This window comes from Actinacidiphila sp. bgisy144 (genome assembly GCF_057708105.1).
This window is the reverse complement of the sequence record NZ_JBYIRM010000019.1, coordinates 1-26,313: the sequence shown is the minus strand read 5'-3', so window position 1 is coordinate 26,313 and position 26,313 is coordinate 1. Positions and strand designations below refer to the sequence as shown.

Genomic DNA, 26,313 nt, shown 5'->3' with positions numbered 1-26,313 from the left:
GTCCCCCGTGCGCAGAATCTTAAGTCGGCGGGGGCACCGGTGTCCCACCTCAGTCCGTAACCCTTGCCAGTCGAAGGGCGGTTCACTAACCTTACTCGCCAGTAAGGTTACTGCGAAGTCAGGAAGAGGCGTAAGCATGGCCGCACTTGATGATCTCGACCTGGAGGCGCTGGACTTCGGGTCCGTGGAGCCGGGCGAGTTCGCCCGGATCGTGAAGGGCCTGCCGGGCCGCCGGCTCAGCGAGTTCATGGCCGGGCCGCAGCGCCGCCGGGTGCTGGACGAGGTGTTCGGGCGGATGCACACCCGGTTCAAGCCCGAGGCGGCCGGCGGCCGGGACGCCCTGATCCGCTGGCGGATCACCGAGTCCGGCACCGAGCCCGGCGACCGCGACGACGTCTACGAGACGCACATAGCCGGCGGCGCCTGCACGGTGACGACCGAACGCACCGACCGCACACCGCAGTTGAGCCTGACGATGGCCGCACCGGAGTTCCTGAAGCTGGTCTCCGGCAACGCCTCGGGACCCACCCTGTTCTTCACCCGCAAGCTGAAGGTGAAGGGCGACATCCGCCTCGCCGGCGGTCTGACGTACTTCTTCGACATCCCCAAGGCGTAGCCGCCGGCGCGGCGGCCGCCGGTCACCTACCCTCGGGCGCGGCGGCGGCCGCCTCCTGCGCCGGGTCGCCGTCCACCAGCTCCACCGGCGCGGTGCCCGCCGCCAGCGCGGCCAGCCCGGCCCGGACCCGGCGCGCGCCGTTCGCGTACAGGTACTGCTCCAGGTCCTCCGGCGCCACCAGCCGCCAGGAGTCCAACTCCTCCGCCTGGAGCTTGATCGCCGCCAGTTCGTCGTCGCCGAGCACGCCTCCGTCGTAGAGGTAGATCACCAGCGGCGGCCGGGCGGCGCCGGCGATCCAGTCGATCGCCAGCAGCGCGCCGGGCACCACGTCGAGGCCGATCTCCTCCAGCGTCTCCCGGCGGGCGCCCTGCCGCGGGGTCTCGCCCTGGTCCGACTCGATGGTGCCGCCCGGCAGCGTCCAGGTGCCGTCGTCCCGGTAGTTGGGCTCGACCAGCAGCACCCGGCCGTCGGTCGAGCGGAACAGGGTGCTCGCACTGGCCAGGATCTTGGGCAGCGACGCGATGTACGTGGCGTAGTCGGTGGTCATACGCACCAACCTACGGGGTGCGTACGGCCGGTGGGATAGGGTCTCGAACCGGCGCGACGTCCCGTTCCGGATCAGGAGAGATCACGTGTCCGACGCAGCACAGCGGCCGGTGGGGCATGTCCTCGTCGCCGCGGACAAGTTCAAGGGCTCGCTGACCGCGGTGGAGGTCGCCGCCCACGTCACCGCCGGACTGCGCGAGGTGGCACCCCAGGTGGCCGTCACGTCGCTGCCCGTGGCCGACGGCGGCGACGGCACCGTGGACGCGGCGGTCGCCGCCGGCTTCGAACGCCGCACCGCGCGGGTGGCCGGCCCGCTCGGCGCACCGGTCGACGCGGCGTACGCGCTGCGCGGCGGCACCGCCGTCGTCGAGATGGCCGAGGCGTCCGGGCTGCGGCACCTGCCCCCCGGGGTCTTCGCGGCGCTGACCGCCACCACGTACGGCACCGGCGAGCTGCTGCGCGCCGCGCTCGACGCCGGGGCCCGCACCATCGTGCTCGGGGTCGGCGGCAGCGCCACCACCGACGGCGGCGCGGGCATGCTCGCCGCGCTCGGCGCCCGCCTGCTCGACGCCGAAGGGGTGCCCGTCGCGCCCGGCGGCGCCGCGCTCGCCTCGCTCGCCACCGCGGACCTGTCCGGGCTCGACCCGCGGCTGGCCGACACGGAGATCGTGCTCGCCAGCGACGTGGACAACCCGCTGCGCGGGCCCAAGGGCGCCGCCGCCGTCTACGGGCCCCAGAAGGGCGCCTCCGAGCAGGACGTGGCGCTCCTCGACGGTGCGCTCGGGCAGTACGCCGCCGTGCTCGGCGCCACCCTCGGGGGTGCGGCTCTCGCCGCAGCCGACGCGCCCGGGGCCGGCGCCGCCGGCGGCATCGGGTACGGCGCCCTCGTCGGGCTCCGCGCGTCCTTCCGGCCCGGGATCGAGGTCCTCCTCGACGTCCTCGGGTTCGCCGACGCGGTCAGCCGCGCCGACCTCGTCATCACCGGGGAGGGCTCCCTCGACGCCCAGACCCTCCACGGCAAGGCGCCGGTCGGCGTCGCCGCGGCGGCCCGCTCCCGCGGAGTGCCCGTCGCCGCGGTCTGCGGCCGCCTCGCCCTTTCCCCCGAGGAGCTCGCCTCCGTCGGCATCACCCGTGCGTATGCTCTTGCCGAGCTCGAACCCGATGTCCAACGGTGCATGGCTGATGCCGCGCGGCTCCTGCGGCTCGCGGCGGCCTCGCTGGCGCGGGATTTCCTCGGCTGACCTCCCCCCGCCCAGCCCCGTCCCGCCGACCCAGGACCACCCCCCGGTGGGGGGCTTGTCGCGCCGTTCCCCGCGCCCCTGGTTCCGCTCGGCCTTTCCGTGCCGGCCGTCCCCCTGCCCAGCCCGGTCCGGTCTGCTTCGGGACCACCTGCCGGTCCTGGGCTTGTCGCGCAGTTCCCCGCGCCCCTGGTTCCGCTCGGCCCTTCCGCGGCCCCCATCCTGCCCGTCGGCAGGTGAAAGCTTCAGACTCTTCCGCGAAGGGAGCCGAGGCAATCAGGGGCGCGGGGAACTGCGCGACAAGCCACAGACAGCAGGTGATCCCGGGACGGCGGAACCCACCCGCCCGGAGGGCAGGAACCGCCCACCGGGAGGTGGTCCCGGGGCGGACGGGACGGGGGCACCCGGGGGGGTGCGTTTACCGCGCGGTAGCGCGTTCGCGACGGTTGGCGCGGAAGGTGTTGACGCGGCGGGTGGTCGCGAACCCCGGAATCGTGGCGGCGGCGACGCACTGGAGGGCGCAGCCGGCCTGGAGTAGCTGGTGCCCCCCGGGAATGTCGAGGGTCCAGGCGGCGAGGCACCCCATGCTGACCAGCGTCCAGCAGAACGTGACGAGTGCGAGGCGCCCCCGCGGCTTGGGGTACTCGACGCGGCTGACCATGAGCCACGCCACCCCGACGATCGCGAGCACGGTCGGGACGAAGGGCAGCTCGAGCAGGACCAGGGACACCACGGTCATCGCCCCGAAGGGGCTGGGCATGCCCTGGAAGACGCCGTCGCGCAGAGTGGTGCAGGAGAAGCGGGCGAGCCGCAGGACCACCGCGAGCACGACGAGTACGGCCGCGGCGGCGGCCACCTTGCCGTGGGCGTCGTCGGTGACGATCCCCCACACGACGACGAAGTACGCGGGCGCGAGCCCGAAGCTGATCAGGTCCGAGAGGTTGTCCAGCTCGGCGCCCATCGCCGAGCTGCGCAGCTTCCGCGCGACGAGCCCGTCGAAGAGGTCGAAGACGGACGCCATCAGCATCAGCGTGACCGCGTTGGCCGCGCTGTGCTTGGACATCGCGTTGCTGCTGTTCCCCATGAGGTGCGGGACGAGCACGCCGGTGGTGGTGAAGTAGACGGCCATGAAGCCGCAGATCGCGTTGCCGAGCGTCAGCGCGTCCGCGATCGACAGCCGGGTGGACAGCGGCAGGTCGTCGTCCTGCTCCTCGATCTCGCTGACCCAGTTGTGCGTCTCGTGCTCAGTCACGGTCAAGACGCGTCACCCCAGCCGTCATGGTCTCGCCGACCTCGACCGCGCTGCCCACGCCTTCCGGCAGGTAGACATCCACCCGGGAGCCGAACCGGATCAGCCCGATCCGCTCGCCCTGCTCGACCTTGCAGCCGCGCGGCACGTACGGCACGATCCGCCGGGCCACCGCGCCGGCGATCTGGATCACCTCGACGTCACCGATCTCGGTGTCGAAGTGCCAGACCACCCGCTCGTTGTGCTCGCTCTCCTTGTTGAACGCCGGTACGAACCCGCCGGGGATGTGCTCGACGGAGGTGACCGTGCCGCTCAGCGGGGCGCGGTTGACGTGGACGTTCAGCGGGCTCATGAAGATCGCGACGCGGGTGCGCCCGTCCTTCCACGGCATGACGCTCTGGACCACGCCGTCGGCGGGGGAGACCACCCCGCCCTCGGTGATCTTCCGCTCGGGGTCGCGGAAGAACCACAGCATGCCGGCGGTGAGGACGGTGGCGGGGACGGCCACCGCCGTCCACCGTCCGGAGCGTCGGGCGCGCAGCAGGCTGACCGCCGCCGTGGCCGCGGTCGGCAGGAGCCACGGCGACGCTCCGCGCGCGAGGCCGACCCGGCGGCGAGGTGCAGAGGATTGGCTGTGGGGCATGGAAGACCTTCGTAGCGGAGGGTGCCGCGAAATGCTTCTGGGGACGGCGGCTTTCACTGATGGTATCGGCTGACACGGGCAACTCGGCAAGCTGATGGGCGAGTCGATGGCCGGTTCCCGCACCTGCCGTTTTCACGCAGTGTGACTCTCATCTCAGGAAAACCGCTGCGAACGCGGACATTCACCCGTCGACACGGTACTCCTCCAACAGCCGCCGTCCGATGATCATTTTCTGGATCTCGGCGGTCCCCTCGCCGATCAGCAGCATGGGAGCCTCACGGTACAGCCGCTCGATCTCGTACTCCTTGGAGAAGCCGTAGCCGCCGTGGATGCGGAAGGCGTCCTCGACGACCTCCTTGCAGTACTCCGAGGCGAGATATTTGGCCATGCCCGCCTCCAGGTCGTTCCGCTCGCCGGAGTCCTTCTTGCGGGCGGCGTTGACCATGAGCTGGTGGGCGGCCTCCACTTTCGTGGCCATCTCGGCCAGCTTGAACTGGATCGCCTGGTGCTGCGCGATCGGCCGCCCGAAGGTCTCGCGCTGCTGGGCGTAGGAGATGCCCAGCTCGAAGGCGCGGCGGGCGACCCCGCAGCCGCGCGCGGCGACGTTCACCCGGCCCACCTCGACGCCGTCCATCATCTGGTAGAAGCCGCGGCCGCCGGTTCCGCCGAGCACCCGGTCGGCCGGCACGCGGACGTCCTGGAGGACCAGCTCGGTGGTGTCGACGCCCTTGTAGCCCATCTTCTCGATCTTGCCGGGCACGGTGAGCCCGGAGACCTTGGGGTTCGGGCCGAAGCCGGGCTCCTTCTCGATCAGGAAGGTGGTCATCGACCGGTGCGCGGGCGCGTCGGCCGGCTGTCCCTCGTCGGTGCGGCACAGCACGGCCACGAGGTTGGCCGAGCCGCCGTTGGTCAGCCACATCTTCTGGCCGTTCAGCACATAGGCGTCGCCCTCCCGGACGGCCTTGGTGCGGATCGCGGACACGTCGGAGCCGAGCCCCGGCTCCGACATCGAGAACGCTCCGCGTACGTCGCCGGTGGCCATCTTCGGCAGGAAGTAGTCCTTCTGCTCCTGCGTGCCGTGCTGCTTGATCATGTACGCGACGATGAAGTGCGTGTTGATGATCCCGGACACGCTCATCCAGCCGCGGGCGATCTCCTCCACGGTCAGCGCGTAGGTCAGCAGCGACTCGCCGAGCCCGCCGTACTCCTCGGGGATCATCAGGCCGAAGATGCCCAGGTCCTTCAGGCCCGCGACGATCTCGGTCGGGTACTCGTCGCGGTGCTCCAGCTCGGTGGCGACCGGCAGGATCTCCTTGTCGACGAAGGAGCGCACGGTGGCGAGGATCTCCCGCTGGATGTCGGTCAGACCCTCGGTCTGCGCGAGGCGGTCGGCCATGTCACTTCCCTCCCCGGGAGTCGGTGCCGGCGGTGCCGGCGGGTTCGGCGGGGCCGGCGGTCTCTGCGGTGCCCGCGGCGCGTGCGGGTTCGGGGCGGCCGGGCTGCTCGCCGCCGCGCTCGGCCACGTAGGAGGCGGTCGGCACCATCACCTTGCGGCGGAAGACGCAGACCAGGGTGCCGTCCTGCTTGTAGCCGCGGGTCTCCACCTCCACGATGCCGCGGTCGTCCTTCGACTTCGACGGCCGCTTGCCCAGCACGGTCGTCTCGCCGTAGATCGTGTCGCCGTGGAAGGTCGGCGCCACGTGCCGCAGCGACTCGATCTCCAGGTTGGCGATCGCCTTTCCGGACACGTCGGGCACGGACATGCCCAGCAGCAGCGAGTAGACGTAGTTGCCGACCACCACGTTGCGGCCGAAGTCCGTACTGCTCCCGGCGTAGTGCGCGTCCATGTGGAGCGGGTGGTGGTTCATCGTGAGGAGGCAGAAGAGGTGGTCGTCGTACTCGGTGACCGTCTTGCCGGGCCAGTGCCGGTAGACGGCGCCGACCTCGAACTCCTCGTAAGTACGCCCGAACTGCACCGTCATACCTCCAGCTTGTTCGCTCGGCGGATCTCGTCCACGATCCGGCCGATGATCCCCGTGATACCGAAGTCCTTCGGCGTGAAGACGGCCGCCACACCGGCGGCCCGCAGGTGCTCCGCGTCCGCGGCCGGGATGATGCCGCCGACGATCACCGGCACATCGTCCACCCCGGCCCGCCGCAGCCGCCCGAGCACGTCCGGCACCAGGGCCGCGTGCGACCCGGACAGGATCGACAGGCCCACGCAGTGCACGTCCTCGGCGACCGCCGCGGCCACGATCTGCTCCGGGGTGAGCCTGATCCCCTGGTAGACCACCTCGAAGCCGGCGTCGCGGGCGCGCACCGCGATCTGCTCCGCGCCGTTGGAGTGCCCGTCCAGGCCCGGCTTGCCGACCAGCAGCCGCAGCCGCCCGCCGCCCAGTTCGGCCGCGGTCGCGGCCACCTTCCGCCGTACGGCGGCGAGTTCGCCGTCCACCTCGGCGCCCACCGCGACCGGCGCGCCGCTCACCCCGGTCGGCGCGCGGAACTCGCCGAACACGTCGCGCAGCGCCGACGCCCACTCGCCGGTGGTCACCCCGGCCCGCGCGCACTCCAGCGTCGCAGGCATCAGGTTCTCCGTTCCGGCGGCCGCGGCCCGCAGCTCGGCAAGCGCCTTGTCGGCCCGCGGCTGGTCCCGGCCGACCCGCCAGTCGTGCAGCGCGGCCACCACCCGTGCCTCGCCCGCCGGGTCCACCGTCATGATCGCCCGGTCCAGGTCCGCGGTGAGCGGGTTGGGCTCGGTCGACTCGTGGATGTTGACGCCGACGATCTTCTCCGCGCCGGACTCGATCCGCGCCCGCCGCTCCGCGTGCGAGGCCACCAGCTGCGACTTGAGGTAGCCGGACTCCACCGCGGCCATCACACCGCCCAGTTCGTCGATGTGCGCCATCTCCGCGGTGGCCTGCTCGACGAGTTCGGCGACCTTCGCCTCCACCACGTGGCTGCCGGCGAAGATGTCGTCGTACTCCAGCAGGTCGCTCTCGTGGGCCAGCACCTGCTGGATGCGCAGGCTCCACTGCTGGTCCCAGGGGCGCGGCAGCCCCAGCGCCTCGTTCCACGCGGGCAGTTGGACCGCGCGGGCGCGGGCGTCCTTGGACAGGGTGACGGCCAGCATCTCCAGCACGATCCGCTGGACGTTGTTCTCCGGCTGCGCCTCGGTCAGGCCGAGCGAGTTGACCTGCACGCCGTAGCGGAAACGGCGCTGCTTCGGGTCGGTCACGCCGTACCGCTCGCGGGTCACCTGGTCCCAGATCCGGCCGAAGGCGCGCATCTTGCACATCTCCTCGACGAACCGCACGCCCGCGTTCACGAAGAAGGAGATCCGCCCGACCACGTCGCCCTGCCGCTGCCGCGGGATGCGGCCGGAGGCGAACACCGCGTCCAGCACGGCGATCGCGGTGGACATCGCGTACGCGATCTCCTGCACCGGGGTGGCCCCGGCCTCCTGGAGGTGGTAGCTGCAGATGTTGATCGGGTTCCACTTGGGGATGTGGTTGACCGCGTACGTGATCATGTCCGTGGTCAGTCGCAGCGAGGGGCCGGGCGGGAAGACGTGGGTGCCGCGGGAGAGGTACTCCTTGACGATGTCGTTCTGCGTGGTGCCCTGGAGCGTGGCGATGTCCGCGCCCTGCTCCTCGGCGACGACCTGGAGCAGCGCCAGCATCCACATCGCGGTGGCGTTGATCGTCATCGAGGTGTTCATCCGCTCCAGCGGGATGTCCTCGAACAGCCGCCGCATGTCGCCGAGATGGGATATCGGCACCCCGACCCGGCCCACCTCGCCGAGCGCCAGCACGTGGTCGGGGTCGTAGCCGGTCTGCGTCGGCAGGTCGAACGCCACCGACAGCCCGGTCTGCCCCTTCGCCAGGTTCCGCCGGTACAGCGCGTTGGACGCCTCCGCGGTGGAGTGCCCGGCATACGTCCGCATCAGCCACGGCCGGTCGCGCGCCCTTTTGTGCTCGCTCGCCTCCGGGGGCTTCGACCCGGCGTCGACGGTCCTCGCTCCCGCGCTCGTGCCTCGCTTGTCGCTCGTCGCTTTCGACACCGGCGCCCCCTTTGGCTCGCTCGCCGGGGGCGCCGTTCTTACGTGGGTGCCCGGTGGCTGGTGGTTGTCCGTCATCGTGGCGGTCTCACGCGTCCTTGAATCGGTTGATGGCGGGCAGGTGGCGGGCGCGCAGTTCGGGGTCCGTGACGCCCAGGCCCTCGCGCGGGGCGAGCGCGAGCACGCCGACCTTGCCCTGGTGGAGGTTGCGGTGCACGTCGTACGCGGCCTGGCCGGTGTCCTCCAGGCGGTAGGTCCTGGACAGGGTGGGGTGGATCTTCCCCTTGGCGATCAGGCGGTTGGCCTCCCACGCCTCGCGGTAGTTGGCGAAGTGCGAGCCGACGATCCGCTTGAGGCTCATCCACAGGTAGCGGTTGTCGTACTCGTGCGTGTAGCCGCTGGTGGAGGCGCAGGTGACGATGGTGCCGCCCTTGCGGGCGACGTAGACCGACGCGCCGAACGTCTCGCGGCCGGGGTGCTCGAAGACGATGTCCACGTCCTCGCCGCCGGTCAGCTCCCTGATCCGGGCGCCGAACCGCTTCCACTCGCGCAGGTCCTGGTGCTGGTCGTCCTTCCAGAAGCGGTATCCCTCGGCGGACCGGTCGATGACCGCCTCGGCGCCCATCCGGCGGCAGATCTCCGCCTTCTGCGGGCTGGAGACCACGCAGACCGGGTTGGCGCCGCCGGCCAGCGCGAACTGGGTGGCGTACGACCCGAGTCCGCCGCTGGCGCCCCAGATCAGCACGTTGTCGCCCTGCTTCATGTCGGCGCCGTTGCGGGAGACCAGCTGCCGGTAGGCGGTGGAGTTGACCAGCCCGGGGGAGGCGGCCTCCTCCCAGGTCAGGTGGGCGGGCTTGGGCATCAGCTGGTTCGCCTTGACCAGGGCGATCTCCGCCAGCCCGCCGAAGTTCGTCTCGAAGCCCCAGATCCGCTGCTCCGGGTCGAGCATCGTGTCGTCGTGCCCGTCGGCCGACTCCAGCTCCACGCTCAGGCAGTGCGCCACCACCCGGTCGCCGGGGCGCCACCGGTTCACGCCGGTCCCGGTGCGCAGCACCACCCCGGCCAGGTCCGAGCCGATCACGTGGTAGGGCAGGTCGTGCCGGGCGGCCAGCGGCGAGGTGCGGCCGTAGCGCTCCAGGAAGGCGAAGGTGGAGACCGGCTCGAAGATCGAGGTCCACACCGAGTTGTAGTTGACCGAGCTGGCCATGACGGCCACCAGGGCCTCGCCCGGGCCCAGTTCGGGCACCGGGACCTCGTCCAGGTGCAGTGACTTGCGGGGGTCCTTGTCGCGGGTCGCGAGCCCGGCGAACATCCCCGCCTCGTCCTTGTGCACGGTCACCGCGCGGTACGACGCGGGCAGGGGCATGGCCGCGAAGTCCGCGGCGGTGGCATCCGGTGCCTGGATCGCGTCCAGGACGTCCCTGGTGGAACTCGTCGTCATGTGGCTTGCCTCCGGTGCAGCGGAACGGGGATGGAGGTGCCGTTGTCGGTTCGGCGAACAGGGGGAACTCGGGGGGCCGGGCCGGGGGGACAGGTGCTCGGCGTACGGACACGTTATGGCACTGCGTGCCAGACGTAAAGACACTGCGTGCCAGTATTTTTCCTCAAGTGTCGCGCCGGCGGCACGGATGAGCAACGCGAACGGCCGCCCGGGAAGCGCCGGGCGGCCGTTGTGCGGGGTCGCAGGGGGTGTGGGTCGTGGGGGGGAGTCGGCGGTCGCTACGCCTTGCGCAGCGCCTCCTCGATGCTGCGCAGGATCTCCGCCGGCGAGGCGTCCGTCCGGGCCACCGCCACCACCACCTCGCCCTGCCGCGAGACGGACGTGGTGGTGCCGGCGCCGGCCCGCGAAGGTATCCGGCCCGCGCCGATCCCCGTGCCGAACGTCGTCTTGATCACCTCGAAGGCGTGGTCGAGCTGCGCCTCCACGTCGCCCTTGCCGTCCGCCCGCAGCCAGCGCCGCAGCACATGGTTGTGGGCCGCGACCACCGCGGAGGCGGCCACCTCCGCCAGCAGCGGGTCGTCGTCGCCGTCGCGGTGCGCCCCCTCGTCGAAGTGGCCCAGCAGGTAACGCGTGAACAGCCGCTCGTACCGGGCCACCGACGCGATCTCCCGCTCCCGCAGGGTCGGCACCTCACGGGTGAGCCGGTAGCGCTCCACCGACATCTCGGGCACGTTCGCGTACATCCGCAGCACCTCGGTGATGCCGCGGCAGACCGTGTCCAACGGGTGCTCGTGCGGGTCGGCGGAGTCCAGCACCGCCTGCACCCGGACCAGGGTGTCGTCGTGGTCCGGGAAGATCGCCTCCTCCTTCGACCGGAAGTGCCGGAAGAAGGTACGGCGGGCCACACCCGCGCTCGCGGCGATCTCGTCCACCGTCGTGGCCTCGTAGCCCTGAGTCGCGAACAGCCGCATCGCCGCCGACGCGATGTCCTGCCGCACCCGCTGGCGCTGAGCGGCCGCGCGGCGGCCGCTCGCGCTCTCGGTGGCGGACTTCACACTCTCAGGCATGCGGGGAACGTAACACGTACGGTCGCGGGCGATCGACGGGCCGCCTCCCGGGGCACGGATACGTCCTGCGGTCGGCCGGAGTAGCCACCGAGCCGAAGGGCGCGCCGGTGTCGAAAGGGAGACCACGCGGAGTTTCCCGAGGCACGAGGGAATCGAGCATGGTCGACTGTCGACACCGGGTCTAAGCGCCCGGAGGCGAGGTGGCGGCGAAAGAGGGGCCGTACTCGCGGAAGCCGCGGCCGGTCTTGCGGCCCAGGCAGCCCGCCGAGACGAGGTGTTCCAGCAGGGGGGCCGGGGCCAGCCCCGGGTCGCGGAACTCGTCGTGCAGCACCTGCTCGATCGCCAGGGAGACGTCCAGCCCGACCACGTCCAGGAGCTCGAAGGGCCCCATCGGGTAGCCACCGCCCAGCTTCATCGCCGCGTCGACCGCGTCGACGGTCGCGTAGTGGTCCTGCACCATCTTCACCGCGTTGTTCAGGTACGGGAAGAGCAGCGCGTTGACGATGAAGCCCGCCCGGTCCCCGCAGTCCACCGGGTGCTTGCGCAGCGCCCCGCTCACCTCGTGCGCCGTCGCCACCACGTCCGCCGCGGTCAGCACCGTCCGCACCACCTCCACCAGCTTCATCGCCGGCGCCGGGTTGAAGAAGTGCAGCCCCACCACGTCCTGCGGCCGCGCCGTGGCCCGCGCGATCGCCACCACCGGCAGCGAGGACGTGGTCGTCGCCAGCACCGCGCCCGGCCGGCACACCTTGTCCAGCACCCGGAACAGCTCCTGCTTCACGTACAGGTCCTCCGCGACCGCCTCCACCACCAGGTCGACCCGCGCGAACGCCTCGTACGACCCCGTGGGCGCCACCCGCGCCAGCGCCGCGTCCCGCTGCTGCGCGGTGAGCCGCCCCTTGGCCACCGAGCGCTCCAGCGACCCCGCCAGCCGCGCCGCCGCCCGCTCCGCCTTCTCCCGCGTCCTGGCCGCCAGCACCACGTCGAACCCGGCCTTCGCGAACACCTCGGCGATACCCGTCGCCATGGTGCCCGAGCCCGCCACACCGACCGAGCGGACCGTACGGCCCCGGGCGCCGCCGCCCCGCTCGGGCGGCGTCTCGGCGTCGGCGACGACCGTGCCGGAGCCGGGGGAGGCGTAACTGTAGAAGCCGCGCCCGGACTTGCGGCCCAGCAGCCCGGCCGCCGTGAGCTGCCGCAGCACCGGCGCGGGCGCGTGCAGCCGGTCCCGGCTCGCCTCGTACATCGCCTCCAGCACGGTGGTGGCGGTGTCCACCCCGATCAGGTCGAGCAGCGCCAGCGGGCCCATCGGCAGCCCGCAGCCCAGCCGCATCGCCGCGTCGATGTCCTCCCGGGTGGCGTACCGCGCCTCGTACATCGCCGCGGCCTGGTTGAGGTAGCCGAACAGCAGGCCGTCGGCGATGAAGCCCGCCCGGTCGCCGACCGGCACCGGCTCCTTGCCGAGGCTGCGCACCAGCGCGGTCACCGTCCGCGTCGCCTCGGGCGCCGTCAGCACCGTGGAGACCACCTCGACGAGCTTCATCGCCTGCGCGGGGGTGAAGAAGTGCAGGCCCAGCACCCGGTCCGGCCGCCCGGTCTCGGCCGCCAGCCGCGTCACCGACAGCGCGTTGGTGCCGGTCGCGAGGATCGCCTCCGGCTTGGCGATGCGGTCCAGCGCGGTGAACACCTCGCGCTTGACGTCATAGCGCTCGGCGACCACCTCGATCACCAGGTCCGCGGCCGCGGCCGCGCGCAGCTCGGGGAAGGTGCGGAACCGCGCGAGCACGTCGGCCCGTTCGGCCGCGGTCAGCCGGCCGCGCTCGACCTGCCGGGCGGTGCGGGTCTCCAGCGCGGCGACGGCCCGGCGGGCGGCCGCGTCGTCGATGTCGACGCCGACCACCTCGTGGCCGGCGCACGCCAGCACCTCGGCGATGCCGGCGCCCATGGTGCCCAGGCCGATCACGGCCACCACGGCGGGCAGGGCGGGCTGCTCGGACGGTTCGGGGCGCGCGGACGGTTCGGGGCGCGCGGACCCGGGCGACACCGCGGCGGCGGGCCGGGCGGAGGGCTTGGCGGACGCCTGGGCGGGGACTGCGGCCGGATCGGCCGCGGACGGGGCGGAGGGACGGTCCATCGCGTGACTCCAGGGATGGCGGGAGCCGCGCCGCGCAGCGCGCGGGCGCACGGCAGGAAGGATGAAGTGGAGTCGCGGGCTTGATCGCGGCCAAGGGCCGGCGCGTGTGCGCCCGCGTGCGTCGGCGGGGCCCTGTCCCGGGGCCACACCGCAAAGTGCCGAACCGACAACGGCGTCCGCCCAGCGCCCGGTTCACCGGGCGCCGGCGGGTCCCTCGACTGTAACCCGCGGGTAACTTGCCCGCCAGTCTTCTGCACAAGTGATGTGCGTTACTCACAGATGAGCGAATATCGATCATCTGTCACGCCGGGTGTCGCGCGCCGGGCGCACCCCTACGGCAGGGCGCGGGTGTAGCGGGTCTCCTCGACGGGCACGCCGTCGTACAGCTCCGTCATGGTCGCGCCGTCGGGCAGGAAGCCGGCGGCGGCGTAGAAGCGGCGGGCCCGGGTGTTGCCGGTCAGGACCCACAACGACAGCCGGGTGCGGCCGAGTTGGGCCGAGCGCCGGACCGCCTCCGCGGTCAGCGCGCGCCCGGCGCCGGTACCGATCCGGTCCGGCCGTACGTACAGCGCGTACAGCTCCCCGGCGGCCGTGCCGGTGTCCTCGCCCCGGTAGGGCCCGAACGAGGCCCAGCCGACGAGCGCGGGCGTGCCGTCGCCGGCGGTCTCCTCGGCGACCAGGTTGTGCACGCGGCCGGCGGAGCGGACGAACCACTCGCGGCGCTGCACGGCGTCCGCGACCGGGTCCATCGCGTCGAGGTGGCCGGCGGGTATCAGTCCGGCGTAGGCGTGCCGCCAGCCCATGACGCGGATCGCCGACACCGCCGCCACGTCCGGCTCGCTCATCTCCCTGACCCGCACCATGCGCCGCATTCTAGGCAGGTCACATCAAGGTGAGCTGCGTGTTTTCCGGCGCCCCCGGACCGGGCGCGCCGGCGGGCGGCTCCGCCGTGCTCCGTGCCGTGGGTTCCGTGGGTGTCCTGGCTGCCTCGGACGCCTCCCCGGGGCCCGCCGGGGGCGCTTCCCCGGCCGCCGCCAGGCCGCGCGCGGCGCCGAGGCGGGCCGGGCCGCAGCCGAACTCCGCCGCGAACTCGTGCACCTGGCGCGTGACCTGCCGCTGGTACCACTTCGGCGCGTACGAGCCGCCCGCGTACAGCGCTTCGTACCGCCGCACGAGGTGGGGGTGGTGGCGCTGGAGCCAGGCGGTGTACCACTCCCGTGCGCCCGGGCGCAGATGCAGCACCAGGGGGGTCACGGAGGTGGCGCCGGCCGCGGCGATCGCCCGTACCGCCGCGCGGAGTTGGCCGGGGGAGTCGCTCAGGAAGGGCAGCACCGGGGCCATCAGCACCCCGGTGGGTATGCCGTTGTCGCTCAGGGTGCGGCAGACCGCCAGCCGCGTCTCCGGGGAAGGCGTGCCCGGTTCCACGCTGCGCCACAGCTCGCCGTCCAGGAAGCCGATCGACAGCGCTATGGACACGTCGGTGACGCTCGCGGCCTGCCGCACCAGTTCGAGGTCGCGCAGGATCAGCGAGCCCTTGGTGAGGATCGAGAAGGGGTTCGCCCGGTCGCGCAGGGCGGTGATGATCCCGGGCATCAGGCGGTAGCGGCCCTCGGCGCGCTGGTAGCAGTCCACGTTGGTGCCCATGGCGACGTGGTCGCCCTGCCAGCGCGGCGCGGCCAGTTCGCGGCGCAGCAGCTCCGGCGCGTTGACCTTCACCACGATCTGCGAGTCGAAGCCGTGCCCGGTGTCCAGGTCGAGGTAGCTGTGCGTCTTGCGGGCGAAGCAGTACACGCAGGCGTGCGAGCAGCCGCGGTACGGGTTGACCGTCCACTCGAACCGCATCCGCGAGGTGCCCGGCACCCGGTTGAGGATCGAGCGGGCGCGCACCTCGTGGAAGGTGATGCCGCGGAATCCGGGGGTGTCGAACGTCCGCGTCGTCACCGCCGAGGTCCCGAAGAGCGCCCCCGCGGAGTCCTCGGCGTTCAGCCCGTCCCAGCGCATCGCGCCCTCCTTCCGTCGTCCGGCCCCCACCGGCGGTCTCGTGGCCGCCCTCCACACCACAATAGAACACAGATTCGATAAGCGAGTGTGGTTGGCTGGTGTGTCGCGCGCCGCAGGTGCGCGCACCACGAACCCCCGATGCCCCAACGGGCATGGACCCGAGGAGAATTCATGGCGCTGGTCGAGGCCACCACGGAGCGGATCGTCGCGGCGGAGCCGGAGCGGGTGTTCGCCGCGCTGGCCGACTACGCCGGCACCCGCGGCCGGGTCCTGCCCGGTCAGTACAGCGAGTACGAAGTCCGCGAGGGCGGCGAGGGCGCGGGCACGGTCGTGCACTGGAAGCTCCAGGCCACCAGCAAGCGGGTCCGCGACTGCCTCTTCGACGTCACCGCCCCCGCGGAGGGCACGCTCGTCGAGACCGACCGCAACTCCTCGATGGTGACCACCTGGACGGTCACCCCGGCCGGCGACGGCCGCAGCAAGGTGGTCAACGCGACCGCCTGGCAGGGTGCCGGCGGCGTCGGCGGCTTCTTCGAGCGGACGTTCGCCCCCAAGGGGCTCAACGCGATCCACGACCAGGTGCTCGCCAACCTCGCCGCCGAGGTGGAGGGCTGACCCCGCCGCGCTCCGCCGCCGCGGAGCAGTAACTCCCGCGGTACTCGCCCGGTTTCGCGACCGTTCACCGATAAGGGTGAATTCGCCGACTTCCTGAGACCACACCGGGTCCGTCCGTCGTTGTCGCCTCATGGCGGGAGACGGTGGCGGAACAGGTGGCACGAGGGGAGTGGCAGTGAGCGGCGGCACACTGATCGAGCGGCAGGGGGAGCCCCGCCCGGGCGGGTTCCTGGGCGAAGTCCTGGGCGGGGCACCGCCGAAGGAGCAGGTGGGGGAGGAGGCGCAAGGCGCGCCGGGCGGTGCGGTGGGCGGGGCGGAGCGCGCGGCTGCCGCGCCGGCCGGCGGCCCGGACGCGGCGCCGGGCGGCCTGTCCCCCCGCCGGCTGCGGCTGGTCTTCCTGGGACTGATGCTCGCCCTGCTGCTGGCGGCTCTCGACCAGATGATCGTGGCGACCGCGCTGCCCAAGATCGTCGGCGAACTGCACGGCCTGGACCGGATGTCCTGGGTCGTGACCGCCTACCTGCTGTCGTCCACCATCGGCCTGCCGATCTACGGCAAGCTCGGCGACCTGCTGGGCCGCAAGAGCGTCTTCCAGTTCGCGATCCTGACCTTCGTGATCGGCTCGGCGCTCGCCGCCTGGTCCCAGACGATGAACGAACTCATCGCCTTCCGCGCGGTCCAGGGCATCGGCGGCGGCGGGCTGATGATCGGCGTGCAGGCGATCATGGCCGACATCGTGCCGCCCCGCGAACGCGGCCGGTACATGGGCCTGATCGGCGCCGCCTTCGGTGTCGCCTCGGTCGCCGGACCGCTGCTGGGCGGCTTCTTCACCGACCACGCCTCCTGGCGCTGGTGCTTCTCGGTCAACGTGCCCTTCGGGCTGGTCACGCTCCTGGTCGTCAGCCTGGTGCTCAAGCTGCCCAAGCCGACCGCCCGGCCCCGGCTCGACGTCATCGGCGCCCTGCTGCTGGCGGCCGGCTCGACCTGCCTGGTGCTGCTGACCACCTGGGGCGGCTCCACCTACGGCTGGCGGTCCAAGGAGATCCTCGGGCTCGGCGCGGGCACCATCGTGTGCGTGCTGCTCTTCGTGCTCGTGGAGCGGTTCGCCGCGGAGCCGGTCATCCCGCTGCGGCTCTTCCGCGACGGGGTGTTCAACACCTCGGCGCTGATCGGCGCCGTCGTCGGCGTCGCGCTCTTCGGCGCCGCCAGCTACCTGCCGACGTTCCTGCAGATGGTCGACGGCGCCAGCGCCACCGGGTCCGGGCTGCTCATGCTCCCGATGATGCTCGGCGTCGTCGTCGCCTCCATCGGCAGCGGCCAACTCATCAGCCGCACCGGCCGCTACAAGATCTTCCCGCTCGTCGGCAGCGCCCTGTCCGCGATCGGCATGTATCTGCTCTCCCGGCTGGACGCCGGCACCGGCCGCCCCGAGTACAGCGTCTACATGGCGGTCCTGGGCCTGGGCATCGGCCTGATCCTCCCGGTCCTGGTGCTCGCCGTGCAGAACTCGGTGCGGCCCGCCGACATCGGGTCGGCGACCAGCGCCAACAACTACTTCCGGCAGATCGGCGGCTCGGTCGGCGCGGCCGTCTTCGGCACCCTGTTCGCCAACCGCCTCAGCCACCAACTCGCCGCCGACCTGCCGCACGGCGTCAAACTGCCCGACCCCGAGTCGGTCACCCCCCAACTGGTCCGCACCCTGCCCGCGTCCCTGCGCGACGGATACGTGCACGCGTACTCCGACGCCATGCCGCGGATCTTCCTCTACCTGGTGCCGGTCCTCGTCCTCGGCTTCATCATCACCTTCCTGCTCAAGGAGAAACCCCTGGTGACCCAGCACGGCCCCGCCGCTCAGGCGGCGTACGAACCCGGTTACGACCCCGGGTACGACACCCCCTACGAGTCCGGCCACGACCCCCTGTACGGCGCGGGCCCCACGGCCACGACCACCACGGTCAACCCCGGGCCGGTCCCCGACCAGCCGGTGCCCGGCGCCCGGCGCGGCCAGGGCGGCGTGCCCGTCTGCGGCACCGTCCAGCACTCCGACGGCACCACCGTCGGCCGCGCCGCGCTCACCCTCATCGACGGCTCCGGCCGCCAGGTGGGCCGCGGCGCCACCGCCGAGGACGGGCGGTACGCCCTGAGCACCCCCGGAGCCGGCAGCTACGTCCTGATCGCCGCGGCCGGCGGGCACCAGCCGCAGGCCGTCACCGTCGCCGTCGGCGACCACCCGGTCGAGCTCGACGTCGTCCTCGGCGGCGCCGGCCGGCTGGCCGGCACCGTGCACACCGCCGACGGCACCCCCGTGCGCGACGCGATCGTCACCCTCACCGACGTGCGCGGCGACGTCGTCGCCACCTCACGCAGCGGCCGCGAGGGCGTCTACACGCTCACCGAGCTCGTCGCCGGCGAGTACACCCTCGCCGCCAGCGCGCCCGCCTACCGCCCGGCGGCCCTCCCCGTCACCGTCCAGGCATCCCGCGAGACCCGGCAGGACGTCGAACTCGCCGGCGGCGCCTCCCTGCGCGGCATCGTCCGCGCCCCCGGCGGCCGCCTCGTCGAGGACGCCCGCGTCACCCTCCTCGACGCGGCGGGCAACGTCGTGGACTCCGTCACCACCGGCCCCGACGGCCACTTCCGCTTCGTCGACCTCGCGGCCGGCGAGTACACCGTCATCGCCGCCGGCTACCCGCCCGTGGCCACCGTCCTCCAAGTAGCCGGCGGCGGCCGCACCGAACGCGACCTCCAACTCGGCCACGCCGACTAGCCCCTGCGGGCGGCCCGAACCAACCCCCCGGGCCGCCACGTGCTGCCTGTTCCGGGGCCACCCGCCGGTGGGTCTGCGGTATCCCGCCGTTGCCCTGCCGGCGGGTTTCCGGCTGCCGCCCGGTGGCCTGTTGGGCGCGCAGTTCCCCGCGCCCCTGCCGGTGCGGGCCCTTCGTGCGGAAGGAGCTGTCACGCGCCCAGGGGCGCGGGGAACTGCGCGACAAGCCCGGACGGACCGTAAGATCCGGGAACCGTGCCGCAGGGGCACCCCGGGCGGGACGGCTCAGCCTCCGGAGGAGGACGTCGGCTTGCGCCCCGTCCCGTCCTCGATCTGCGCCTTGTCGCACTGGGTGCCGCGGATCAGCGCATAGGTCCCGCCGATCTTGTACGTGCCCGCCTTGGGCGCGTACAGCCGCGTCCAGTCGCCGTCCGGCGCCAGGCACCCGCTGTCGTTGTCGGTGGCCCCCTCGATCCCGAGGACGGGCGACCAGGGGATGCGCAGCAGCACCGACCCGCTGTTCGGCATCGTGACGGTCAGCTCGGCCGGCCCGGCCTGGTCCACCACCGCGGGCGGGTCCGCCATCGGGTCCGCCCCGGCGACGGAGTACACCTGCCAGTCCGTGTCGTGCCAGACCTCGGTCATCCACGGCTGCCCCGCGGCCACCAGCTTCGCCTCGGCGACGGCCGCGCCGTCCGGCTGCGCGACGGAGGGCAGCACCACGTAGTTCACGCTCCAGCGCCGCAGCCAGTCCCGGTAGGTGTCCGCGGTGAGCGTGCCGTCGTAGAAGAGCGGGTTGCGCTCCACGTCGGCCTGCCGGTTCCAGCCGCGGGCGAGGTTGACGTAGGGCGAGAGCCCGGAGGCCTCCCAGTGCGACCGCAGGGGCACCACCTCCACGCGGCCCCGGTCGGCGTGCAGGGAGTGCAGCTCGTGGATGAGCGAGGACGCGTGTTGCACCGAGGAGGAGGTCGAGGCGGTGGTGACCTGGTCCACTATCGGCTTGGCGATCTGCCATGACGCGGTCCCGGCGAACGCCAGCCACACCAGCAGCGACCGCTTGGTGCCCCAGGTGCTGGCCATCGCCACGATCAGCAGGATGGTGCCGCCGTACAGCAGCGCGAGCCGCTCGACGTTGCTGCCGATCGGCGAGGGGACGATGAACGTCAGCACCACGCCGAGCGCGTACACCCAGGAGCCCAGGTGGATGGCCTTCCATGCCTTGGGCACCGCGAGCGCGGTCGCCACCGAGACCCCGAACGGGATGATGGCGAAGTACCACTTGAAGGGCTGCACCCCGTAGAACGGGAAGAGCAGCGAGGTCGCCCCGACCACCACCGGGGGAGCCGCGGCCAGGATGTACGCGTCCTTGCGGCGGCCGGTCAGGAACAGCGCCGCGGCCACCACGAGCAGGAAGAGCCCGGCGACCGGGCTGCACATCGTGGCGAAGGCCGCCATCGCGGTGGCCAGCACCAGCCGGGGCGAGCGGCCGCGCGTGGTGCGCTCCCCGGGGTAGAGCGCCAGGGTGGCGACCACCGCGAAGAGCATGCCCAGCGCGAAGGTGACCCGGCCGGAGACGACATCACCCCAAAGAGCGAACGTCGTCCACAGCACCGGCACCAGCGGCCGCTTCACCTGGGACCGCATCAGCAGCGCCGCGGAGAAGGTCGCGGTGAGGGTGCCGGCGATCACCCCGGTCATCCGCACCCCGAGCGCGGCCATGATGTACGGCGACAGGATGCTGTACGAGGCCGGGTGCATGCCGCCGTACCAGGACAGGTTGTACGACGCGGAGGGGTGGGCCTTTATGAACTCCGTCCACGCGTACTGGGCGGCCATGTCGCCGGAGTCCTTGGCCAGGTACAGCGCCCACAGCACGTGCAGCACGGCGGCCAGCAAGGTGGCCACGGCCACCGGGTGGCGTAGGTCGACCCGCCGCAGCAGGCCCCTCGGTCCGCGGGCGACAGCGACGCGCGCGGGCTGCCAGGTGGTCACGTGGCCTCTTCCGGTAGCGGGTGCGGAGTGCCCCGGCCGGGTCCCGTCCGGCGGGGCCGGACCCCCGCCGTGACAGGAGTTCGAACACAGACTTTGGACGCTAGCACGCTCGCGACGGTTGCCCTCGTGCGGGCGTGCCCGGTTTCGTACGGTCTCCCGCGGCGGACGCGGGACAAGGCCAACGAATCACGGACCGGCGTGATCCGCCACTGATTTCCCGGTCCTCACGCACGGTGGCCGGCCGGCCGAAGCGGGTGGCCCGCACCCGGCCGCACAGCGCCGCCGAGCGGGTCCCGACGCGTCCGGCAACCGGTGAACAACCGCCGCCGGCGGCCGAGTTCGCGGCGCCGGAGCGGTGGCGGCGGGGTGCGGGAAAGCCGCTGGTCGCGGGGGTGAAACGGGCGATTCCGGAAGGTCGGCGACGGGCCGGCGGGGGCCGTGAATTGGTCCAGTCCACTGACGTTTTCCACAGGGCGGCCAGGGGGCCTGGCACGGGTGTCCGACGGCCGCGTAACGTGACGCTCATGACGAAGATCCTCATCTCGGCGGACATGGAAGGCGCGACCGGCGTGACGTGGCCGGCCGACGTTCTGCCGGGCAGCGAGCAGTGGCAGCGCTGCCGCCATATGTTCACGTCCGACGTCAATGCGGCGATCGCCGGCTTCTTCGACGGCGGCGCCGACGAGGTCCTTGTCAACGAAGCCCATTGGTCCATGCGCAACCTCCTGCTGGAGAAGCTCGACGAGCGCGCCCAGATGCTCACCGGCCGCCACAAGGACCTGTCGATGGTCGAGGGCGTCCAGCACGGCGACGTGGACGGCATCGCCTTCGTCGGCTACCACACCGGCGCCGGCACCGAGGGCGTCCTCGCCCACACCTATCTCGCCAACTCCATCACCGGCGTGTGGGTCAACGGCGAGCAGGCCAGCGAGGGCCGGCTGAACGCCCTCGTGGTGGCGGAGTACGGCGTGCCGGTGGTGCTCGTCACCGGCGACGACCGCACCGGCATCGACGCCCGGGGGTACGCCCCGCAGGCGCACACGGTGGCCGTCAAGGACTACGTCTCGCGGTACGCCGCGGTGTGCCGCCCGCCCGCGCGCACCGCCGCCGACATCCGCGTCGCCGCCGCGTCGGCCGCCGCGCTCGCCGTCAAGCACACCCCGGCGGACGCCGGGCCCTACACGGTGGAGCTGGAGTTCGACGCGGTGCACCTGGCCGGCGCCGCCACCGTGGTCCCCGGTGTCGAGCGCACCGGCGAGCGGCGGGTGTCCTACACCCTGCCGACGATGTACGAGGCGATCCGCGCCTTCAAGGCGGTCACCACTCTCGTTTCGCAGGCCGTGGAGGAGCAGTATGGCTGAGCAGTCCGTCGACCCGCAGGCGCTCGACGAGGTGGTCCGCTTCACCTCCGAGCTGATCCGGATCGACACCACCAACCGCGGCGGCGGGGACGGCAACGAACGCCCCGCCGCGGAATACGTCGCCGGGCACCTCGCCGACGCCGGGATCGAGCCGCAGATCCTGGAGTCCGCCCCCGGCCGGGCCAATGTGGTCGCCCGCATCCCCGGCACCGACCCGTCCGCCGACGCCCTCCTGGTGCACGGCCACCTCGACGTGGTGCCCGCCGAGGCCGCCGACTGGAGCGTCCACCCCTTCTCCGGCGAGATCCGCGACGGCGTGGTCTGGGGCCGCGGCGCCATCGACATGAAGAACATGGACGCGATGGTGCTGGCCACCGTCCGCGCCTGGGCCCGCGCCGGCCACCGCCCGGCCCGCGACATCGTGCTCGCCTTCACCGCCGACGAGGAGGACAGCGCCGCCTACGGCTCCGGGTTCCTCGCCGACAAGCACGCCGAACTCTTCGAAGGCTGCACCGAGGGCATCAGCGAGTCCGGCGCCTACACCTTCCACGCCGGCGACGGCCTGCGCCTGTACCCGGTCGCCGCCGGCGAACGCGGCACCGCCTGGCTGAAGCTCACCGCCCACGGCAAGGCCGGCCACGGCTCGAAGGTCAACGGCGCCAATGCCGTCACCCGCCTGTCCGCGGCCATCGCCCGGATCGGCGAGCACCGCTGGCCGCTGCGCCTGACCGGCACCGTGCGCGCCGCCCTCCTCGAACTGGCCGCGATCCAGGGCGTGGACATCGACCTGGACCGCGTCACCGACGGGGACGGCGCCACCGACCCCGACAGCATCGACGCCCTGCTCGCCCGGCTCGGCCCGGCCGCCGCCTTCGTGGAGCCGACCGTCCGCAACAGCTCCAACCCGACGGTGCTCCAGGCCGGCTACAAGGTGAACGTGATCCCCGGCACCGCCACCGCCCTCGTCGACGGACGGGTGCTGCCCGGCGGCGAGGAGGAGTTCACCACCACCATGGACCGCCTCACCGGGCCCGGCGTCGACTGGGAGTACCACCACCGCGAGGTCGCCCTCCAGGCGCCCGTCGACTCGCCCACCTTCGCGGCGATGCGCGAGTCCCTGGAGCACTTCGACCCGGGCGCGCACGTGCTGCCGTTCTGCATGTCCGGCGGCACCGACGCCAAGCAGTTCTCCCGCCTGGGCATCGTCGGCTACGGCTTCTCGCCGCTGAAGCTGCCGCCCGGCTTCGACTACAACGCCCTCTTCCACGGCGTGGACGAGCACGTCCCGGTCGAGGCGCTGCACTTCGGCGTCGAGGTGCTGGACCGCTTCCTGCGCCGCACCGGCGCACCCGCCACCACCGCAGGGGAGGGCGCCCGATGACCACCACCGACCGCGAGGCCGTCGGCTACGGCAGCTGGCCGTCGCCGATCGACGCCGCCACCGCCGCCTCCCACGACGGCAGCCCGGAGTTCGTGGGCGTCGTCGGCGACGAGGTGTGGTGGACCGCGCCCCGGCCCGCCGAGGGCGGCCGGCGCGCGCTGGTCCGCCGCCTGCCCGACGGCACCGAGCAGTGCCCGCTGCCCGCGCCCTGGAACGTCCGCAGCCGCGTCATCGAGTACGGCGGCACCCCCTGGGCCGGCGCGGTCCTCGACGGCTCCGTGCTGATCGTCTTCGCCCACCACGCCGACCAGCGGCTGTACGCCTTCCGCCCGGACGGGCCGGACCGCACCCCCCGACCGCTCACCCCCCTCTCGCCGGTCGGCGAGGGCCTGCGCTGGGCGGATCTGACGATCAGCCCGGAGCGCGGCGAGGTCTGGGGCGTGCTGGAGGAGTTCACCGGCGACGGCCCGTCCGACGTGCGCCGGGTGCCCGCGGCCGTCCCGCTGGACGGCTCGGCCGCCGAGGACCGCGGCGCGGTCCGCGAACTGGCCGCGGCCGGGCACCGGTTCGTCACGGGGCCGCGGCTGTCGCCGGACGGCAGCCGGGCGGCCTGGCTCGCCTGGGACCACCCGCTGATGCCGTGGGACGGCACCGAGCTGCGGGTCGCCGAGGTCGGCGCCGACGGCGTCTTCGGCCCGGCCCGCACCCTGATCGGCGGCCCGCAGGAGTCCTTCCCGCAGGTCGAGTGGGCGCCCGACGGCAGCCTGCTGGCCGCCACCGACCGGACCGGCTGGTGGAACCTGCACCGGATCGACCCGGACAGCGGTGCCGCGGCCGCCCTGTGCCCGCGCGAGGAGGAGTTCGCCGGCGCGCTGTGGAAGCTGGGCCACCGCTGGTTCCTGCCGCTGGACGGCGGCCTGGTCGCGGTGCTGCACGGCGTGGGCGCCCCCCGGCTGGGCCTGCTCGACACCGCCACCGGCGAGGTCACCGACGCCCCCGGCCCGTGGACGGAGTGGAACCCGACGCTCGCCGCCACCGGCGGCCGGGTGATCGGCATCGCCGCGAGCGCCCGCACCTCCTACGAGGTGGTCGAGCTGGACACCGCCACCGGCCGCACCCAGGTGATCGGCAACGCGCACCACGACACCGTGGACCCCGACTACCTCCCCGAGCCCGTCGCCCGCACCTTCACCGGCCCCGGGGGCCGCGAGGTGCACGCCCACCTCTACCCGCCGCGCCACCCGCAGTTCCGCGCCGAGGGCCCCGGACCGTATGTGATCTGGGTGCACGGCGGGCCGACCAGCCGCGCGGCGATGGTGCTGGACCTGGAGATCGCCTACTTCACCTCGCGCGGTATCGGCGTCGCCGAGGTCAACTACGGCGGCTCCACCGGCTACGGCCGCGCCTACCGCAACCGGCTGCGCGAGCAGTGGGGCGTGGTGGACGTCGAGGACTGCGCGGCGGTCGCGCAGGGGCTGGTCGCCGAGGGCGCCGCCGACCCGCGGCGCCTCGCCATCCGCGGCGGCAGCGCCGGCGGCTGGACCAGCGCGGCCGCGCTGACCAGCACCGACACCTACGCCTGCGGCACCGTGATCTACCCGATCCTGGACCTGCTCGGCTGGTCGAAGCAGGGCGGCGAGACCCACGACTTCGAGTCGCAGTACCTGGAGTCGCTGGTCGGCCCGGTCGACGAGGTGCCCGAGCGGTACCGCGAGCGCTCGCCGATCACCCGCAGCGACCGGATCGCGGTGCCCTTCCTGCTGCTCCAGGGGCTCGACGACGTGATCTGCCCGCCGGTGCAGTGCGAGCGGTTCCTCGCCGCCGTCGCCGGGCGCGGCATCCCGCACGCCTACCGCGCCTTCGCCGGGGAGAGCCACGGCTTCCGCCGCCTCGACACCATGGTGACCTGCCTGGAGGCCGAACTGTCCCTGTACGGGCAGGTCTTCGGCTTCACCCCGGACGGGGTGCCGGTCCTGGAGCTGACCACATGACCGAACGACTCAGGCGCGTCGCCGACGCCGTGGGCGTCCCCGTGCCCGCGCTGATCCGCCCGCGGCGGCTCGCCCCGGGCGACCGTATCTCGGTGGTGGCCCCCAGCGGCCCGATACCGGCCGACCGGCTCGACGCGGGCCTGGAGGTGCTGCGCGGCTGGGGCCTGGTGCCGCAGGTGGCCCCGCACGTCCTGGACGGCCACCGCAGCGGCTACCTCGCCGCCGACGACGCGGCCCGGGCGGACGACTTCCAGGACGCCTGGTGCGACCCGGCCACCACCGCGGTGCTCTGCGCCCGCGGCGGCTACGGCGCGCAGCGCATGGTCGACCTGCTCGACTGGGAGGAGTTGCGGGCCGCACCGCCGAAGGCCCTGATCGGGTACAGCGACATCACCGCCCTGCACGAAGCGGTGGCCACCCGGCTGGGCCTGGCCACCGTGCACGGCCCGATGGCCGCGGCCGCCACCTTCCTCGACGACGCCCCGACCCGGGAGGGCCTGCGCCGCACCCTGTTCGAGCCGGAGTCGGTCCAGGTGATGGCTCCCGCCGGGGCCCGCACCCTCGTGCCCGGCCGGGCCGAGGGCGTCACCCTCGGCGGCTGCCTGTCGCTGCTCGCCGCCGACCTGGGCACGCCGTACGCCCGCGCGTCGGCGGCCGGCGGAATCCTGCTGCTGGAGGACGTCGGCGAGGAGCCGTACCGGCTGGACCGCTACCTCACCCAGCTGCTGCGCGCCGGCTGGTTCGAGGGGGTCGCCGGTGTCGTGCTGGGCTCCTGGGCGGAGTGCGGCCCGTACGAGGCGGTGCGCGACCTCGTGGTGGACCTGCTCGGGCCGCTCGGGGTGCCGATCGTCGAGGAGTTCGGCTTCGGTCACTGCGCGTCCACGCTCACGATGCCGCTCGGCGTCCCGGCGGTCCTCGACGCGCCGCCGCCCGCGCCCGGCGACCCGGCGGCGCCCGGCCCGGTCCTGAGCATGGGGGTGCCCGCGCTGGCGTGAGGGCGCAAGGCCCGCCCCGGGCGGGCCTTGCGTACGGGGGCTGCGGTGGTCGCCGACCGCGGACCGGCGTATCTGCCGTATATCGTCCGGTCACGGCGGGTGCGGGGGCGGGGCTGTGTCCCGGCTGTGCGGGAGCTGTCCGGCGGCGCCGCTACCGGCGGTACGGGCGCTGCCGGACGGGCCCGCGGCGGGACCATCCGGGCTCGAGCTGGAGCGGACGGG

20 protein-coding genes are annotated in these 26,313 nt (G+C 73.0%); 8 read left to right on the top strand and 12 right to left on the bottom strand.

Translation table 11 applies throughout. From position 1 onward, the window contains the following. Window positions 1–136: 136 nt before the first annotated feature. Window positions 137–616 carry an SCP2 sterol-binding domain-containing protein gene (locus tag AC3EVP_RS21900; RefSeq protein WP_335978764.1) on the top strand — a complete coding sequence of 160 codons (480 nt, stop codon included), beginning with the start codon at window positions 137–139 and terminating at the stop codon, window positions 614–616. 22 nt (window positions 617–638) lie between these two features. On the opposite strand, the gene AC3EVP_RS21895 is transcribed toward AC3EVP_RS21900, so the two are convergent. Then, a complete protein-coding gene (locus AC3EVP_RS21895; RefSeq protein ID WP_435132050.1) occupies window positions 639–1,163 on the bottom strand; it encodes an NUDIX domain-containing protein in 525 nt (174 codons plus the stop codon). A gap of 85 nt (window positions 1,164–1,248) precedes the next feature. Between AC3EVP_RS21895 and AC3EVP_RS21890 the strand changes: the two genes are divergently transcribed. Beyond that, on the top strand, window positions 1,249–2,403 hold the full coding sequence (locus AC3EVP_RS21890) for a glycerate kinase (protein ID WP_435132048.1): 1,155 nt from the start codon (window positions 1,249–1,251) through the stop codon (window positions 2,401–2,403). A 415-nt stretch (window positions 2,404–2,818) separates the two neighbouring features. On the opposite strand, the gene pssA is transcribed toward AC3EVP_RS21890, so the two are convergent. The 10 genes from pssA to AC3EVP_RS21840 form a co-directional block, all read right to left on the bottom strand. Continuing rightward, the gene (gene pssA / locus AC3EVP_RS21885) at window positions 2,819–3,658 is read right to left on the bottom strand and encodes a CDP-diacylglycerol--serine O-phosphatidyltransferase (RefSeq protein ID WP_335978758.1); all 840 of its coding nucleotides are present in this window, start codon (window positions 3,656–3,658) and stop codon (window positions 2,819–2,821) included. Beyond that, window positions 3,645–4,292: a phosphatidylserine decarboxylase gene (locus AC3EVP_RS21880; RefSeq protein WP_335978755.1), complete on the bottom strand. Its 648-nt coding sequence runs from the start codon at window positions 4,290–4,292 to the stop codon at window positions 3,645–3,647. The genes pssA and AC3EVP_RS21880 overlap by 14 nt, the downstream gene beginning before the upstream one ends. Window positions 4,293–4,473: 181 nt before the next feature. Further along, the gene (locus tag AC3EVP_RS21875) at window positions 4,474–5,688 is read right to left on the bottom strand and encodes an acyl-CoA dehydrogenase family protein (RefSeq protein ID WP_335978753.1); all 1,215 of its coding nucleotides are present in this window, start codon (window positions 5,686–5,688) and stop codon (window positions 4,474–4,476) included. Between the two features lies 1 nt (window position 5,689). Further along, a complete protein-coding gene (locus AC3EVP_RS21870; RefSeq protein WP_435132305.1) occupies window positions 5,690–6,268 on the bottom strand; it encodes a MaoC family dehydratase in 579 nt (192 codons plus the stop codon). A 2-nt stretch (window positions 6,269–6,270) separates the two neighbouring features. Continuing rightward, a complete protein-coding gene (locus AC3EVP_RS21865) occupies window positions 6,271–8,235 on the bottom strand; it encodes a protein meaA (protein ID WP_435132303.1) in 1,965 nt (654 codons plus the stop codon). Window positions 8,236–8,437: 202 nt separating this feature from the next. Next, window positions 8,438–9,790, bottom strand: coding sequence for a crotonyl-CoA carboxylase/reductase (ccrA, locus tag AC3EVP_RS21860; RefSeq protein ID WP_435132043.1), 1,353 nt, complete (start codon window positions 9,788–9,790; stop codon window positions 8,438–8,440). A 278-nt stretch (window positions 9,791–10,068) separates the two neighbouring features. Next, window positions 10,069–10,857 (bottom strand): TetR family transcriptional regulator, encoded by a 789-nt coding sequence (locus tag AC3EVP_RS21855; protein WP_435132040.1) that lies wholly within the window; start codon window positions 10,855–10,857, stop codon window positions 10,069–10,071. A gap of 181 nt (window positions 10,858–11,038) precedes the next feature. After that, window positions 11,039–12,991, bottom strand: coding sequence for a 3-hydroxyacyl-CoA dehydrogenase family protein (locus AC3EVP_RS21850; protein ID WP_435132037.1), 1,953 nt, complete (start codon window positions 12,989–12,991; stop codon window positions 11,039–11,041). A 332-nt stretch (window positions 12,992–13,323) separates the two neighbouring features. Beyond that, on the bottom strand, window positions 13,324–13,854 hold the full coding sequence (locus tag AC3EVP_RS21845; RefSeq protein ID WP_435132035.1) for a GNAT family N-acetyltransferase: 531 nt from the start codon (window positions 13,852–13,854) through the stop codon (window positions 13,324–13,326). Between the two features lie 19 nt (window positions 13,855–13,873). Then, window positions 13,874–14,992: an Rv2578c family radical SAM protein gene (locus AC3EVP_RS21840; protein ID WP_435132032.1), complete on the bottom strand. Its 1,119-nt coding sequence runs from the start codon at window positions 14,990–14,992 to the stop codon at window positions 13,874–13,876. Window positions 14,993–15,163: 171 nt separating this feature from the next. On the opposite strand from AC3EVP_RS21840, the gene AC3EVP_RS21835 reads away from it, so the two are divergent. Then, the gene (locus tag AC3EVP_RS21835; RefSeq protein ID WP_435132030.1) at window positions 15,164–15,607 is read left to right on the top strand and encodes an SRPBCC family protein; all 444 of its coding nucleotides are present in this window, start codon (window positions 15,164–15,166) and stop codon (window positions 15,605–15,607) included. Window positions 15,608–16,013: 406 nt separating this feature from the next. Continuing rightward, a complete protein-coding gene (locus AC3EVP_RS21830; RefSeq protein WP_435132300.1) occupies window positions 16,014–18,374 on the top strand; it encodes an MFS transporter in 2,361 nt (786 codons plus the stop codon). A gap of 282 nt (window positions 18,375–18,656) precedes the next feature. Here AC3EVP_RS21830 and AC3EVP_RS21825 read toward each other — a convergent pair whose 3' ends face one another. Further along, on the bottom strand, window positions 18,657–20,363 hold the full coding sequence (locus AC3EVP_RS21825; RefSeq protein WP_435132027.1) for an MFS transporter: 1,707 nt from the start codon (window positions 20,361–20,363) through the stop codon (window positions 18,657–18,659). A 524-nt stretch (window positions 20,364–20,887) separates the two neighbouring features. Here AC3EVP_RS21825 and AC3EVP_RS21820 point away from each other — a divergent pair. Genes AC3EVP_RS21820 through AC3EVP_RS21805 form a run of 4 tightly spaced genes read left to right on the top strand, consistent with a single transcriptional unit; the run spans window position 20,888 to window position 26,091 of the window. Continuing rightward, window positions 20,888–21,724, top strand: coding sequence for a M55 family metallopeptidase (locus AC3EVP_RS21820; protein WP_435132024.1), 837 nt, complete (start codon window positions 20,888–20,890; stop codon window positions 21,722–21,724). Further along, complete coding sequence (locus tag AC3EVP_RS21815; RefSeq protein WP_435132022.1) at window positions 21,717–23,105, top strand: M20/M25/M40 family metallo-hydrolase; 1,389 nt, start codon at window positions 21,717–21,719, stop codon at window positions 23,103–23,105. The genes AC3EVP_RS21820 and AC3EVP_RS21815 overlap by 8 nt, the downstream gene beginning before the upstream one ends. Beyond that, the gene (locus AC3EVP_RS21810; protein WP_435132019.1) at window positions 23,102–25,096 is read left to right on the top strand and encodes a prolyl oligopeptidase family serine peptidase; all 1,995 of its coding nucleotides are present in this window, start codon (window positions 23,102–23,104) and stop codon (window positions 25,094–25,096) included. Before AC3EVP_RS21815 ends, AC3EVP_RS21810 begins: the two co-directional genes overlap by 4 nt. Next, window positions 25,093–26,091: a S66 peptidase family protein gene (locus tag AC3EVP_RS21805; RefSeq protein WP_435132016.1), complete on the top strand. Its 999-nt coding sequence runs from the start codon at window positions 25,093–25,095 to the stop codon at window positions 26,089–26,091. Before AC3EVP_RS21810 ends, AC3EVP_RS21805 begins: the two co-directional genes overlap by 4 nt. Window positions 26,092–26,313: the final 222 nt, after the last annotated feature.